Genomic DNA, 14,079 nt, shown 5'->3' with positions numbered 1-14,079 from the left:
AAACTATCTTATCACATTTCCCCGGGCAAAAAAAGGCTTTCGTCCCGGAATTATTCACAGTTTAGATATAGACTTTCCAGCCTAAAGCGGGTAGAATATTTTTTAAAGTTTAATTCACAACGAGGAGGCATGTCCATGAAAGCCATCTCCCGCTGGCTGGACCGGTTCTGCTATGACCACCCCAACTTCGGCATTCCCGAACTGATGAAATACATCGCCGTCGGAAACGTCATCGTCTTTGTACTGGATATCGTTACCCGTGGCTACGCCACCATGATGCTCATGTTTTCCCCCAGTGCGGTGCTCCATGGACAGATCTGGCGGCTGTTCACCTTTATTCTGATCCCCTTGAACCGCTTTAACCCCAGTCGGCCGCTCACCCTGCTGTGGTTTGTGATGAGCACCTTTTTCTATTATTGGCTGGGTACGTCGCTGGAGCGGCAGTGGGGCACCACCCGGTTCAACGTGTTCTATTTCCTGGGCGTGGTGCTGAACCTGATCCTGGGCTTTGTCCTTAATGTGGGCGTGTCCATGTATTATGTCAACATGTCCCTGTTCTTCTCCTTCGCCACCCTTTACCCGGACATGCAGGTGCTGCTGTATGGCATCCTTCCCCTGAAGGTGAAGTGGCTGGCCTGGTTTGATGTAGCGCTGTTCGGGTATGACATCGTCAGCAATCTGCTCTCCAGGGCCTGGGCCTGGGCGCTGATGCCTGTGGTCGCCATTTTGAACTATCTCATCTTCTTCTGGGAGGACCTGGCGGGGATGCTGGGCCGCGGCCGGGAACGGGCAGCCTACCGGACCAACCACCGGACCATCCAGTTCAAAAAGGCCCAAAAGGACATCCAGCAGCGCAAGGGCTACCTCCACAAATGTGCCGTCTGCGGCATCACCGACGCCGACGACCCCAACATGGAGTTCCGCTACTGCTCCAAATGCAACGGCTATTACTGCTATTGCATGAAGCATATCAATGACCACGTGCATGTGCAGTGAGGGGATGGAGCAAAAAATTCGGCGGGCCCGAAATATGGGCGATAATCTCCGCCGCCTGCGGGGAATGCACGGCCAGTCCCAGGAGAAGTTGTGTGTCCAGCTCCAGCGCATGGGCTGCGACATTGGCCGCACCACCTACGCGAAATACGAGGCAGGGGAACTGAATATCCGCGCCAGCGTGCTCATTGCCTTAAAACAGATTTATGACTGTACCTATGACGACTTCTTTTTGGGGTTGGATGTCGTACAGGAAAAGACCGCGCTGTAAGATAACAGGGCGGTCTTTGCATTTATTCCGGCTTTTCTCTTAAAATTCCCCACTCTGGCAGGGGCAGCCTTTGCATGGCACCGAAGGTGCGCTCTTTCAGTTTGGGATAGCGGCCCTGGAGTTCGTAGATCAGGTCTTTGATCTCTTGGCGCTTGGTATAGCCGTCAGCGGGACACGGATTGTGGACCACGGGCAGCTGGAGGCGCTGGGCGGTGTGGCGGACAAGATTTTCTCCGCAGTAGAGCAGGGGGCGGATCTGGGTGATGTCGGTGCGGCTGAGATAGGTGACGGGTTGAAAGCAGGACAGCCGCCCCTCGAAAATAAGGGACATATAAAAGGTCTCCACGGCGTCGTCATAGTGGTGGCCCAGGGCGATCTTCCGAATGCCCCGCTCCTGAATGGCCTGGTGCAGGGCACCCCGGCGGAGCTTGGCGCACAGAGAGCAGGGGTTCTTCTCCTTCTTGACATCAAAAATCATGTGATGGATGTCGCTCTTCAGCAGGGTATAGGGTACGTCCAAACGTTGACAATAGTCGGCCACAGGCGTAAAGTCCATCCCCTTGCGCCCCTCTGCGTGGCCCATGTCCAGGGTGAATGCCTCCACTGTGAAGGGCACGGGGTAAAAGGTCTGCAGTTTTGCCAGTGCGGTGAGCAGGATGAGGGAGTCCTTGCCCCCGGACACCCCTACGGCTACCCGGTCACCGGGCTGTATCATGTCATAGTCGGCCACGCAGCGGCGGACCAGGGATACGATCTTATTCATGGTAAACCTCCTTGACGGAACGAAATAAGTTCCCGCAGCAGAAAAGAAAAACGAAAATTGAAATCGAGATTTAAAGAGCAAACAACAGGAAACACGAGGAATCGAGAGATTTTATCGAGATAAATCAATTTTTCTCAAAAAGACCGTTGACACCCGGCCACCATCGTACTATAATACAAAACGCTCCGATTGTACAGCGTCGGGGCGCTATCTTTGTATCCGCGACCAGAAATGGTTGAGATCATTATTTAGGATTGGAAAATGGAGGTTTCACCTATGTCCACGTTTATGGCAAACAAGGGGAACATCGTGCGTAAGTGGTATGTCCTGGACGCCGCTGGCAAGCCCCTGGGCAAGACCGCTGCCCTGGCCGCCGACCTGCTGCGCGGCAAGCGCAAGCCCGAGTACACCCCCCACGCTGACTGCGGTGACTTTGTCATCGTCATCAACGCTGAGAAGGCCGTTCTGACCGGCAAGAAGCTGGATCAGAAGTTCTATCGTACCCACTCCGGCTGGGTGGGCGGCCTGAAGGAAGTCAAGTACCGCACCCTGATGCAGAGCAAGCCCGAGCTGGCCATGAAGCTGGCCGTTCGCGGCATGATGCCCCGCAACGTCATCACCAAGGACTCCCTGTCTCGTCTGCACATCTACCGCGGCGGCGAGCATGAGCACGCCGCCCAGAAGCCCGAAGTCTGGGCCGCCGAGTAAGAGGAGGTAACGAAGCATGTATAAGAGCAAGAAGCCTTATTTCTATGGCACCGGCCGTCGGAAGTCCTCCGTGGCCCGTGTGCATCTGTTCCAGAACGGCACCGGTGCGATCACCATCAACGGCCGTGACATCGACGAGTACTTCGGTCTGGAGACCCTGAAGCTGCTGGTCCGTCAGCCCCTGGCTGCCACCGAGCAGCTGGGCAAGGTGGACATCGTTGCCACCGTCACCGGCGGCGGCGTCACCGGCCAGGCCGGCGCGATCCGCCACGGTGTTGCCCGCGCCCTGCTGCTGGTCAACGAGGAGTACCGCCCCATCCTGAAGGCCGCCGGTCTGCTGACCCGCGACCCCAGAATGAAGGAGCGCAAGAAGTACGGCCTCAAAGCCGCCCGTCGTGCGCCTCAGTTCAGCAAGCGCTGATTTATCTGGGTTACAAGCCTCAAACCCGGGAATCCCAAGGATTCCCGGGTTTTCTTTTTTGTAGACAGCCGCTGCCAGTCATTGCCGTTTTCTGTCACACGCAGCCACAAAAAGCAGCGGCACCCCGCAATTTTACCGCTTTGACCGTCCGACCCAGCCGGGATTTCCCTATATGCTGGAGTTTTTTTCCCGAAAGGGCGACATTTTTGAGAAGGAAACGGTAGGCCCGTGCGTCCCGATTCCCTTGGGGAATGAGGTCTCCAGCCCGTCATCTCCTGCCCACCATTCAGTGGGAGATGCAGGATGAAGCTGGCCCGGGTGTACAGCCATTTGAATCGCCTGGTATGAAAATGAGCTGACCAATATCGTATGTGAGGGGCGCAGCAATCCCTCTGTCCCCATTATTCTGATTGGAATAGAACCATGAAGCAAAAAAGCTCCCCCGCCCTTAGGTCCCGGATGAGACCCTTGGGCGGGGGAGCTGCTGGTTTAAGAAACTCAGGCGTTGCCGAACTCGCTGAAGAAGCGGTCGTGGATGGCCTGGACGGCGCGGTCCGCGTCCCGCTCGTCCACCAGAACGGACACCTTGATCTCGCTGGTGGAGATCATCTGGATGTTGATGCCGGCGGAGTACAGGGCCTCGAACATCTTGGAGGCCACGCCGGCGTTGTGGGCCATGCCGGCACCCACGATGGACACCTTGGCCACATGGTCATCCACCTGGATGGACTTAAAGCCGATGGACTCCTTCAGCTCCTCCAGAATGGCCTTGGCGGTCTGGGCGTCGTCCCGGGCCACAGTGAAGCTGATGTCCTTGCTCTCGTCCCGGCCGATGGACTGCAGGATGATGTCTACGTTGATGTCCTTCTTGGCCAGCAGGGAGAAAATCTTAAAGGCGATGCCGGGCTGATCGGCCAGACCCACCAGGGCCAGGCGGGCTACGTTCTTATCCTTGGCAACGCCGCTGACGTGAATTTTTTCCATGGTTTTTACAACCTCCTTGACTTTCGTGCCGGGCTTTCCGCTGAAGCTGGAAAGGACCTCCATATTGACGTTATACCGCTTTGCCATCTCTACCGAGCGGTTGTGCAGCACCTGAGCACCCAGGCTGGCCAGCTCCAGCATCTCGTCGAAGGTGATCTCGTCCAGCTTGCGGGCCCCGGTGACATGGCGGGGATCGGCGGTGTACACGCCGTCTACGTCGGTGTAGATCTGGCACAGGTCTGCGTGCAGGGCGGCGGCCAGGGCGACGGCAGAGGTGTCGGAGCCGCCGCGGCCCAGGGTGGTGATGTCGTCATACTTGTTGATGCCCTGGAAGCCGGCCACCAGCACGATCTTCTTCTTGTCCAGCTCCTTCTGGATGCGCTCGGTGCGGATACGCTTGATCCGGGCGCTGCTGTAGGAGGAGTCGGTGAGCATCCCGGCCTGCCAGCCGGTGAGAGACACGGCCTGATAGCCCATGCGCTCGATGGCCATGGCGCACAGGGAGATGGAGATCTGTTCGCCGGTGGCCAGCAGCATATCCATTTCACGCTTAGAGGCGCTGGGGTTGATCTCCTGGGCCTTTTCAATCAGGTCGTCGGTGGTGTCGCCCTGGGCGGAGAGGACAGCCACAACGCTGTGGCCCTTGCGATAGGTTTCGGTGATGATGCGGGCCACATTGCGGATGCGGTCGGCATCGGCGACGGAAGTTCCGCCGAATTTTTGTACGATCAGTGACATATGTGTCGTTCCCCCTAAAGGTCAAATCATATGAGGCGGTGAAAAGCGGATGGTCCGCTCTTCATTTTATGTCCGCGCCCCGGCGGGCGAACTTCAGTCCAGCACGCGGAAGCGGGAGCGGACATCCAGACTCTGAAGCTTATCCTTGATCTGAGGCTCGGTCATGGCCGCGGTGAGGAAAGCAACTTCACCGGCAGGTGCCCCGGCACGGGCCAGCAGCTGGATATCGCCGCAGGCCAGACGGACCTGGTCCACAGGGGCCTGGGCCCGGACATACCACCGGGAGGTGATGATGTCGGGGGAGACCACCAGATCGGTGGCACCGGGGCCCCACTCGTTGCGGTGATCCCGCTTCAGGTCCTTGGCGATGTCAATTACGTCTGCCACCACGGCGGAGGCAGTGGGCAGCTTGCCAGCCCCCCGGCCATAGAACATCACGTCACCGATGGCGTTGCCGGTGACGGCGATGGCGTTGAACACGTCCTCCACGCCGGAGAGAGGATTGCTGGCGGGCACCAGGTGGGGGGCCACAAAGGCGCACACCTTGCCCTCTGGCTGGCGGATGCAGCGGCCCAGCAGCTTGATCTTATAGCCGCAGGAGTCGGCATAGGCCACGTCCTCCAGGGTGACGTTGCGGATACCCTCGGTGGGCACCTGGTCGGGATAGACATGCTGACCGAAGGACAGGGCGGCCAGAATGCAGATCTTCCGGCAGGCATCGTGGCCGTCCACGTCGGCGGTGGGGTCCTTTTCGGCATAGCCGTTGTCCTGGGCCTCCTTCAGGGCCTGCTCAAAGGTGAGACCGGCCTTGATCATCCGGGTGAGGATATAGTTGGTGGTGCCGTTGAGAATGCCGGTGACCTGGGTCAGCTCGTTGGCCGCCAGGCAGGAGGTGAGGGGCCGCAGGATGGGGATGCCGCCGCCCACGCTGGCCTCGAACAGATAGCTCACGCCGTGCTCCTTGGCCAGCTGAAGCAGCTCATAGCCGTGGGTGGCCACCAGCTCCTTGTTGGAGGTGACCACGCTCTTGCCCGCCTTCAGGGCCCGGGTGGTAAAGTCCAGGGCGATCTTGGCACCGCCGATGGTCTCCACCACGATGTCCACCTCGGGGTCGTTCTCGATGACGGAGAAGTCCTTTACAAAGCAATCCTTATAGGGGCTGTCGGGGAAATCCCGCACGTCCAGGATGTATTTCAGGCGGAGCAGATCGTCCACCCGCTGGTCAATGAGACCGCCGTTTTTCGTCAGCACCTCGGCCACGCCGGAGCCCACAGTGCCAAAACCCAAAATCGCTACGTTTACCATTGCATTCACCTCATAGTTTCTGTCTTGCGGTCGGGCTGTCCGGCCCGCCGCCGAAAGTCGAAGATCATCCGGCCAGTATCTCGCACTTGAGCACCCCGGGGCTGGCCTTGGCATCCCCCAGGACATCCTCCAGAGAGCGGCGGAGTGTAGAGGTCTCCGCAGTCATGGTGACCACGGCGCAGCCGTTGGCGGGGATGTTCTGGTTGATGGTGAGGATGTTCACGCCCGTCCCGGCGAACACGTTCAGCACGCCGGACAGAATGCCCGGCTCATCCTTCAACAGGATCTGGAACGTGACGATGCGCCCGTGAAGCATGTCGTTGAAGGGGCGGACAGAGTCCTTATATTTATAAAAGGCGCTGCGGCTGATGCCTACGACCCGAGTGGCACTGTTTACGGTAGTTTCCTCCCCGGTCTCCAGCAGGCGTTTGGCCTCGGCCACCTTGCGGAAAATCTCGGGCATGGCGTCGGCCTCTACGATGAAATACTTTGCCGGCGTGTTCATGGCCTCTCCTCCAGTCTACTCGCCCTGCGTGTCCGTGTTGCGCGGGCATTTGTTTTCCGATGGGAACTATTGTAGCACAGGTCGGAGGAGGGCGCAACGGTTACTTTCCCCAACAAGTGTAAAAAAATTCAGCCGTATTTTTCCCCCTTCCGTCGAATTGTACAACAATACACAGAAACAGATGTTTTCGCAGAGACAACAGGGGGTATCCCCGCGGAATAAAACCAAGGCCCTCCGCCTGGGTTTCCCCAAACGGAGGGCCTTGTGTGGATAACGAAATGGGTTTGTCTCACCCGATGTCCTGAGAGGGGGGCGGCTCCGGTGTGGTGGGCTGGGTCTGTCCACCGGTGTTTCCACCGGGCTCGCTGGGAGCGGCGGGGTCGGTGCTGGAGCCGGAGGGATCGGGGGCGGGCTCGTCCGGGTCTTCCGGGTCAGCGGGGGCCGGGTCGGGGACCACAGTGCTGGAGGTGTGGACCTCACAGCTGCCGTAGGACTCCACCACGCTCTTGCGGTACATGTTGTCATTGGCGGTGGCGGTGCCGATCTGCTTGCGGTCATAGTCGGGCAGGCACATGGTGATGATGCTCTCCTCCGGGCAGTACTCCCCGGCCAGGTGATAGAGTCCGGTGGGATTGCCGTTAGAGCCCAGAATGGGGGAGTCCTTGCACATGCGCACCACACTGTCGGCGGTGTGGATGGTGCAGGCCCCGGTGGGCACGTCGCTCTGGAAGACGGAGTCGCTGGCGGCACGGCTGCCCCGGGGGTCCATGGCGCAGTACTCTGTGGCCAGCATGCCGCTGTCCAGGCAGTACTGCACGCTCTTCAGGCCGTTGGCAGAGAAGAAGGACTTGTTTTCCAGCCCCTGGTGGACCTGGCTCATCACCTTTTTCCACAGCTGGGCGGCGGGGTTGCCCGAGGTGCGCATCTTCTCGTTCTGATCATAGCCGGTCCAAACGGCAGCGGTGTAATAGGGGGTATAGCCCACGAACCACCGGTCATAGTTCTGGCTGGTAGTACCCGTCTTGCCGGCGGCGGTCATGTTGGACAGGGCGGCCTCGTAGCCCGTACCGCTGGTGACCACGTCCCGGAGCATGGAGTTCATATAATAGGCGGTGGACTCCTTGATGACGGGCTCATGCACGGTGCTGTTGTCCAGCAGGACCTTGCCCGTGCTGTCCTCCACCCGGGTATAGGTGCGGGAATAGGTGTACACGCCCTTGTTGGGGAAGGTGGCAAAGGCTTCGGCCATGTCACGGGTACACACGCCCTTGGTCAGGCCGCCCATGGCCAGAGGGGCCACGTCGATATCGCTGCTCACCTTACCGTTTTTGGAGATCATAGAGTCTACCAAATCGATGTGATACCGGTTCTGGACAAAGTTGAAGCTCTCCTGGGGGGTGACCATGTCGGCCAGCAGGCGCACGGCGATGGTGTTCACCGAGTGGGTCAGGCCGCTGCGCACCGTGGTCAGGCCCTTGTACCGGGCGGCACCCGAGTTGATGGGCCAGCCGGTGCCGTTGCTGTCGTTATAGGGGTAGTCATCCACCACCGAGATGGGGGAGACCTTGCCCAGCTCGATGGCCGGGGAATAGACAGACAGGGGCTTTAAGGACGAGCCCGGCTGCCGCTGGGCGGTGTTGGCGTAGTTATTCAGCAGGTTCTGGGTCTTTTCCCCGAACTGGCCCACAATGGCCACCACGTCGCCGGTGGAATTGTCGACGATGGTGATGGAGGACTGCATGGCGTTGCCCCGGGCGGAGGTATAGTTCAGGTTGGCCCGGTTGGAATAGACCTCCTCTGCGATGGCCTGGATCTTGGGATCGATACAGGTATAGATGCGCAGACCGCCCCGGCTGAGCAGCTGGGCCACCCGCTTGTCGGACAGGTCATACTTCTCTTTCAGATCCTGCTTCACGTCGGACAGGACGGTCTCCTCATACCAGGAATACACCTCCTGCTCGCTGGAGGCGGCGTTTTCGCCCCGGACGAAGACCAGCTCTTCGGCCACGGCCTGGTCATGCTCGGCCTGGGTGATCATGCCCTGGGCCAGCATCTGGTCCAGCACATTCTCCTGCCGCCACTTGTTCCACTGCTTGGCATCCCACACCTCGCCCTCCTTGTTTTTCACCCGGGCCAGGGAATAGGGCCCGTAGCGGGAGGGGTTGTTGGTGATGGAGATCAGGCTGGCGCACTCGGCCAGGTCCAGTTCGGACACGGACTTGCCGAAATAGGTGTAGGCGGCGGAGCCAACCCCCTCACACCGGCTGCCCAGGGGGATGACGTTGAGGTACCAGGTGATGGTGTCCTCCTTGGAGTTGTTCTGGGTGAAGCGCAGGGCCCGGACGATCTCGGTGACCTTGCGCTTGACGGTGGTCTCGTTATAGCCGGTGAGGTTTTTGATGAGCTGCTGGGTGATGGTGGACCCGCCGGAGATATCTCCGCCGGTGAACATGTCCAGAACAGCCTTGGATGTGCGCCTCCAGTCCACGCCGGAGTGGTCCCAGAACCGCTTGTCCTCAATGGCCACGGCGGCGTTGATGAGATCCTGGGGGATGTCGTCATAGTCCACCCAGATGGAGCTGGTGTCGCTGAGGAGGGTGACCAGCTCCTTGTCCTCCCCGGTGTCCGGGTCGGTGTAATACATCACGCTGTTTTGCCCCAGGGTGAAGTCGTCCAGGCTCAGGTCGGCCATGGGGAAGATCACCGTTTTGACATATACGGCGGCAAAGCAGCACAGAATGGCCCCTGTGCACAGGAATACCAGCAGCAGAGTGCCCAGGATAAAGGACAGCCGTCCGTGTTCCCGGCGCGGCCGGCGGGAGCGGCTCCGCCGCGGCGCGGCCCGGCGGTCTTCGTGGGTGTGCTCCGCCTCCCGGCTGGGATGGCGGCGGGGGGGATAGTCGCTGTTTTCATAAAGCGAGCGGTCGGAATGATACTGATCTGACACGTTGTTACCTCCAGTCGGGTGCGGCAAGCCGCCCTCGACGGTCATATTGAACGGAAAGAACGAAACTTTCCAGGGTACTTTTGTCCCAGCTGCCCAAAGCAGCAGCAAAAAGACAAATAACATTATACCATATTTTACTCGTTTGTCCACTGTAAGCTGTGACAGAGGGCGGTTTTAACGGCCCACCCTCTCAGTCACGGCTCTGTCATTGCGAGGAGACCCAGCGGGTCGACGTGGCAATCCGTAACTCTCGTCCCTTGCCCCTTTGTGAAAAGGGGCTGTCAGCGAAGCTGACTGAGGGACCCGGTTTCCTGGCAGCTTTCCTGTGGCCGGAATCCTTCCGTCACGGGCTGCGCCCGTGCCACCTAGCCCTATCCCTTTTGTCCCTTCGGGACATTTCCCCTTGATAAGGGGAATCGGCCTTTGACAAGGGAGGCTGATGTTGCAGAAAACATATCGTCCCCGCAATTGCGAAAAAGAGGAAGCCCAGAGCGGGCTTCCCCAAAAGTCGATTTTAATTGTGGCGCATGGCTTTTATCGTTTGCAGAATGGCGGCCTTTTGCGGCAGCGTCAAGTCTACCCAGCTGTCGAACAGCTCTTTCAGTTCCGGTGTCAATTCTACCATTTCTCCCTCAGCAAAGAATTGAGACAGGGAGATGCCGAATCCGGCACAGATCGCTTCCAGCGTGGTGATGGACGGAACCGTGTTGCGGTGGTAGATGTTTGCAATGGTGGAGTTGGAAAGACCGCAATTCTTGGCCAGCCGGTATTCCGACCATCCCCGCTCGTCCAATAGCTGGTGCAGCCGCTGAAGTGTATCCATCCTCTCGCCACCTTTCTGTTCTGAATCTATTTTACCGTTTTGTTGAATGACATAATACTGTTCACATGTATCGTTTGTATGACTTGATTAAACGACATGGATGATCGGAGGAATTTTACTGCCAGGATAAAGTGTACGGAAGCGGATAAGGTATGCACAAAAAAGCCGGTAAAACTGCCCAAAATTTGCTCTGCAAAAATTTACAGCCCCGGCTCTTGCATTTTTTCCGCTGACGGGGTAAAATAGGGTCATCAAAGCAAGGAGGTGCCCTCTGCATGAGTGAAGAGTTCGGCCCCGATTTTATCTCAGTCACCGACGAAGACGGCAACGAATTCGAGTTGGAGCTGATCGACACCCTGGAGCACGAGGGCGTCACCTATTATGCCATGCTTCCCGCTGTGGAAGAGGATGAGGAGACCGGAGAGCCCGTGGACGTGGATGCGGACGACGAGGAGTTCGGTCTGGTCATCATGAAGGCCATCGAGGAGAACGGCGAGGAGATCCTCTCCACCCCGGACACGGACGAGGAGCTGGATGCCATCTATAATCTGTTTATGGAGCGCTTCTTCGAGGACGAGGACGATCAATAAACGCACCACATATCTTCCTGCTCGGTGCGTGATGGGCTCTTTTAAACCCACATTTCTTAAACGGGACGCCAACTCACGGCGTGGCTTGCAGGCCTCCCGGCCCCCTTTGAGGTGCGTTGGAAGTTGGAAGCAGATAAACGGCGTGGAAGCGACCCACCTGCCATTTCGTGCAGGTTCTAAACGGGTTCACACGGCCAGAGCGGGGGATATAGAAAAAGAAATTCTTTTGGCCGCGGCGCACAGGCGCTGCGGTCCTTTCTTTTGCACGGTTTTCCGTTTATGGAGGTCAGGGCGGAAGACAAAAAATAACGTAAACAAAATGTAAATCCGTGCCACAGATGCCGCCGCCCTCTTGTCATCGGGGCGGTTTTTTAGTATAATACCCTGGAAACGCCGCCAAAGGGCAGCCATCACTTTGAGAGGACTGAACAAACCGTGAGTGAGAACAAGCACAAAAAAGCCCAGGAGGAGAAGCACAGCAACGTGAAGTACGCCGTAGTGGGCGTGCTGAGCGTGGTGTTGGTGGCTTTCCTGCTGGTTTGGAACACCGGGATCATCCAGCGCAATGCCGCTGCCGTCACCGTGGACGGGGAGAAGTACTCCGCCGCCGACGTACAGTATTACCTGCGCAGCCTGATGCTGCAAAACGGCATCAGCTCCACCTCCTCCCTGAAGTCCATGACCATGAACAGCACCACCGGGGAGACCATGTATGACTATCTGAAGAGCCAGGCTGTGGAGCGCCTGGTCACCTGCGCCGCCCTGGATAAGCAGGCCGGGGAAGAGGGCTTTGCCATGTCCGACGACACCCAGACCCAGGTGGACGACCAGCTCAAGCAGCTGGAGGAGCAGTGGGTCTCTGCCGGTTATCAGAGCCGGGATGCCTTTATCCGCGCCAACTACGGCCCCTATATGACCTATGACCGGCTGGTGGAGCTGTTCACCCGGGATATGCGGGTGAGCGAGTACTCCACCCAGTTCTCGGATGGCCTGAGCTATTCCGATGCCGACTATGAGAAGTATTACCAGGAGAACGCCAACACCCTGGACGAGTACACCCTCACTCAGTTTGTGTTCAACGCCACGGTGGACACCGTGGATGCCGACGGCAACGCCATTGAGATGACCGACGACGAGAAGACCGCCGCCCTGGAGCAGGCCAAGACCGAGAAGCAGGCCCAGGCCCAGGAGCTCCAGTCCAAGCTGGAGGCCGGGGAGGACCCCGCCCAGCTGGCCCAGGAGTACGCCGACCAGCTCACCGGCGACCCCAGCGTCTCTCAGGTCATGTCCGGCAGCAGCGTGGCCTCTGCCTCCTATGCCCAGTGGGCCCAGGACACCGCCCGCCAGAAGGAGGATGTGACCCTCAGCGAGTATGATGCCGGTCCTTCCAGCTATTATTACTATGTGGTCCGCTTCGAGGGCCGCGCCCGCAACGATGAGAACACCGCCACCGTCCGCCACATCCTGGTGGCTGCAGAGCAGGACGAGGGTGCCTCCGAGCCCACCGAGGACCAGTACGCCGCCGCCAAGACAAAGGCCGAGGAGCTGCTGGAGCAGTGGAAGTCCGGCCCCGCCACCCAGGAATCCTTTGCTGAACTGGCCAAGGCCAACAGCGCCGACACCGGTTCCGCCGCCGACGGCGGTCTCATCACCGACATCTACTCCGGCTCCGGCTATGTGTCCACCTTTACCGACTGGGCCCTGGATGCCGCCCGCCGGCCCGGCGATACCGGTATCGTTCAGAACACCGGCAGCAGCGTGAAGGGCTGGCACATCATGTATTTCGTGGGCCGGGACGGCGACCCCGTGTGGAAGCTCACCGCCAAGACCGCCATGGAGAACAATGATTACACCACCTGGCAGAACGCCGCCAAGGAAAAGGTGTCCTACACCACCGGCCTGGGCCTGAAGTTCGTCCAGTGATCTGAACCCAAACAAACACCCCGGGATGCCAGCCGTCCCGGGGTGCTTTTTGCCCCCAAACAGACCGCTGGTGAGAAAATCAGAGTTTTTTCAAAAAAACGAAAAAAACTGTTGACAAACGCTGCATCAGCAGTTATACTAATCAATGTTCTGACGAGCACGGACGATTAGCTCAGCTGGTAGAGCATCCGCTTGACGTGCGGGAGGTCACAGGTTCAAGTCCTGTATCGTCCACCAAACAGTTTGTACCCGAACCCAGTTCTTTATGAAAAGGGTTCGGGTATGTTTTTGTTCGCAGAAAGTTTTGCGAAAGGACTGCTCAGAACGGCAGACGAACAAAGGCAGGGTATCACCGTGGCGGTGGTATCCTGCCTTTTGTTCTGCGGAATCAAGTTCGCTTTGTGCGAACTTGGTCGTCATACCAGGGATGTTCTTTCCTTGGCGGATGTGGTATACTCGGCTTAGTTCAACAAAGTGGAATTGTTTTAAATCTTCTCGATTGCACCTTCTTGACCTTCGGACGAGGAGTCTCCCTCGTTCAAAGTTCTCACAAAATTTCTCTTTAACGATTTCTTTTTCCGGTATTTTCTGTCCCTCGGATTTCCTCATGATAGAAATAATCCACGATCACCGGATGTCCCTGCGGGACTCTTCCATAAGGCATTTCATTATCCACAAAGGGACAATCATACTTCTTAGCCATTTCCTCAGCTTTTACTTCAAGCGCTTCAAAGTAGCTGCGGTTATGCTTGTTATAGATCTCATCGTAAAGCGGTACAAGGTCAGGATATTTTCCGGCGATATATTCCATGATCGTCTTCTTGAAGCCGCCCCGAAGATTGAGGTTTTCGAGCCAGAACAGATCACACTGATCCTTTACCCGCTCAAAGATGGATTCAAAATCCGTGATGCCAGGGAATACCGGAGATACGAAACAGACTGTACGGATACCTGCATCATATACCTGCTTCATAGCAGCGATGCGCCGCTCAATGCTCGAAGCAGAGTCCATATCGTTCTTGAAATTTTCATCCAGTGTGTTGATCGACCATGAAACGGTCACTCGTCCAAGGTTCTTCAGCAGATCAATATCCCGTACCACAAGATC

13 protein-coding genes, 1 tRNA gene and 1 other RNA gene are annotated in these 14,079 nt (G+C 57.9%); 8 read left to right on the top strand and 7 right to left on the bottom strand.

Annotated features, from left to right (window positions below; all coding sequences use genetic code 11):
* Positions 1–135 precede the first annotated feature (135 nt).
* Positions 136–996: a rhomboid family intramembrane serine protease gene (locus H8S55_RS11975; protein WP_243200601.1), complete on the top strand. Its 861-nt coding sequence runs from the start codon at positions 136–138 to the stop codon at positions 994–996.
* A 34-nt stretch (positions 997–1,030) separates the two neighbouring features.
* Positions 1,031–1,264 carry a helix-turn-helix domain-containing protein gene (locus H8S55_RS11970; protein WP_366467947.1) on the top strand — a complete coding sequence of 78 codons (234 nt, stop codon included), beginning with the start codon at positions 1,031–1,033 and terminating at the stop codon, positions 1,262–1,264.
* A gap of 22 nt (positions 1,265–1,286) precedes the next feature.
* Here the strand turns inward: H8S55_RS11970 and H8S55_RS11965 are convergent, their stop codons facing one another.
* Positions 1,287–2,027: a tRNA 2-thiocytidine biosynthesis TtcA family protein gene (locus H8S55_RS11965; protein ID WP_147563900.1), complete on the bottom strand. Its 741-nt coding sequence runs from the start codon at positions 2,025–2,027 to the stop codon at positions 1,287–1,289.
* Between the two features lie 276 nt (positions 2,028–2,303).
* Between H8S55_RS11965 and rplM the strand changes: the two genes are divergently transcribed.
* On the top strand, positions 2,304–2,735 hold the full coding sequence (gene rplM / locus H8S55_RS11960; protein WP_147563901.1) for a 50S ribosomal protein L13: 432 nt from the start codon (positions 2,304–2,306) through the stop codon (positions 2,733–2,735).
* 16 nt (positions 2,736–2,751) lie between these two features.
* Positions 2,752–3,156, top strand: coding sequence for a 30S ribosomal protein S9 (rpsI, locus tag H8S55_RS11955; RefSeq protein WP_147563902.1), 405 nt, complete (start codon positions 2,752–2,754; stop codon positions 3,154–3,156).
* A 498-nt stretch (positions 3,157–3,654) separates the two neighbouring features.
* Here the strand turns inward: rpsI and H8S55_RS11950 are convergent, their stop codons facing one another.
* From H8S55_RS11950 to H8S55_RS11930, 5 genes are all read right to left on the bottom strand, one after another.
* Positions 3,655–4,878, bottom strand: coding sequence for an aspartate kinase (locus H8S55_RS11950; protein WP_147563847.1), 1,224 nt, complete (start codon positions 4,876–4,878; stop codon positions 3,655–3,657).
* A gap of 93 nt (positions 4,879–4,971) precedes the next feature.
* A complete protein-coding gene (locus tag H8S55_RS11945; RefSeq protein WP_186879146.1) occupies positions 4,972–6,183 on the bottom strand; it encodes a homoserine dehydrogenase in 1,212 nt (403 codons plus the stop codon).
* Positions 6,184–6,247: 64 nt separating this feature from the next.
* Entirely contained in the window at positions 6,248–6,688 is a 441-nt protein-coding gene (locus H8S55_RS11940; protein WP_147563845.1) for an ACT domain-containing protein, read from the bottom strand.
* A gap of 289 nt (positions 6,689–6,977) precedes the next feature.
* Positions 6,978–9,635, bottom strand: coding sequence for a transglycosylase domain-containing protein (locus H8S55_RS11935; RefSeq protein ID WP_186879145.1), 2,658 nt, complete (start codon positions 9,633–9,635; stop codon positions 6,978–6,980).
* Between the two features lie 514 nt (positions 9,636–10,149).
* The gene (locus H8S55_RS11930; RefSeq protein WP_147563843.1) at positions 10,150–10,458 is read right to left on the bottom strand and encodes a helix-turn-helix domain-containing protein; all 309 of its coding nucleotides are present in this window, start codon (positions 10,456–10,458) and stop codon (positions 10,150–10,152) included.
* A 275-nt stretch (positions 10,459–10,733) separates the two neighbouring features.
* On the opposite strand from H8S55_RS11930, the gene H8S55_RS11925 reads away from it, so the two are divergent.
* The 4 genes from H8S55_RS11925 (at position 10,734) to H8S55_RS11910 (ending at position 13,208) form a co-directional block, all read left to right on the top strand.
* Positions 10,734–11,048, top strand: a complete 315-nt coding sequence (locus H8S55_RS11925; RefSeq protein WP_147563842.1) for a DUF1292 domain-containing protein — start codon at positions 10,734–10,736, stop codon at positions 11,046–11,048.
* A gap of 11 nt (positions 11,049–11,059) precedes the next feature.
* Positions 11,060–11,258, top strand: a non-coding RNA gene (gene ssrS, locus H8S55_RS11920) — 6S RNA.
* A 225-nt stretch (positions 11,259–11,483) separates the two neighbouring features.
* Positions 11,484–12,971: a peptidylprolyl isomerase gene (locus H8S55_RS11915; protein ID WP_186879144.1), complete on the top strand. Its 1,488-nt coding sequence runs from the start codon at positions 11,484–11,486 to the stop codon at positions 12,969–12,971.
* Between the two features lie 161 nt (positions 12,972–13,132).
* Positions 13,133–13,208 (top strand) — tRNA-Val (locus tag H8S55_RS11910).
* Between the two features lie 325 nt (positions 13,209–13,533).
* Here the strand turns inward: H8S55_RS11910 and H8S55_RS11905 are convergent.
* The coding region (locus H8S55_RS11905) for a radical SAM protein (RefSeq protein ID WP_366467942.1) at positions 13,534–14,079 on the bottom strand (546 nt) is incomplete at its 5' end.

This window comes from Flintibacter faecis (genome assembly GCF_014287875.1).
Classification (GTDB): Bacteria; Bacillota; Clostridia; order Oscillospirales; family Oscillospiraceae; genus Lawsonibacter; species Lawsonibacter faecis_A.
This window is presented reverse-complemented; position numbering and strand designations above follow the sequence as displayed.

Coding starts and splice junctions, on each gene's coding strand:
- H8S55_RS11975 (WP_243200601.1), top strand. CDS start 136: ATGAAAGCCATCTCCCGCTGGCTGGACCGGTTCTGCTATGACCACCCC.
- H8S55_RS11970 (WP_366467947.1), top strand. CDS start 1,031: ATGGGCGATAATCTCCGCCGCCTGCGGGGAATGCACGGCCAGTCCCAG.
- H8S55_RS11965 (WP_147563900.1), bottom strand. CDS start 2,027: ATGAATAAGATCGTATCCCTGGTCCGCCGCTGCGTGGCCGACTATGAC.
- rplM (WP_147563901.1), top strand. CDS start 2,304: ATGTCCACGTTTATGGCAAACAAGGGGAACATCGTGCGTAAGTGGTAT.
- rpsI (WP_147563902.1), top strand. CDS start 2,752: ATGTATAAGAGCAAGAAGCCTTATTTCTATGGCACCGGCCGTCGGAAG.
- H8S55_RS11950 (WP_147563847.1), bottom strand. CDS start 4,878: ATGTCACTGATCGTACAAAAATTCGGCGGAACTTCCGTCGCCGATGCC.
- H8S55_RS11945 (WP_186879146.1), bottom strand. CDS start 6,183: ATGGTAAACGTAGCGATTTTGGGTTTTGGCACTGTGGGCTCCGGCGTG.
- H8S55_RS11940 (WP_147563845.1), bottom strand. CDS start 6,688: ATGAACACGCCGGCAAAGTATTTCATCGTAGAGGCCGACGCCATGCCC.
- H8S55_RS11930 (WP_147563843.1), bottom strand. CDS start 10,458: ATGGATACACTTCAGCGGCTGCACCAGCTATTGGACGAGCGGGGATGG.
- H8S55_RS11925 (WP_147563842.1), top strand. CDS start 10,734: ATGAGTGAAGAGTTCGGCCCCGATTTTATCTCAGTCACCGACGAAGAC.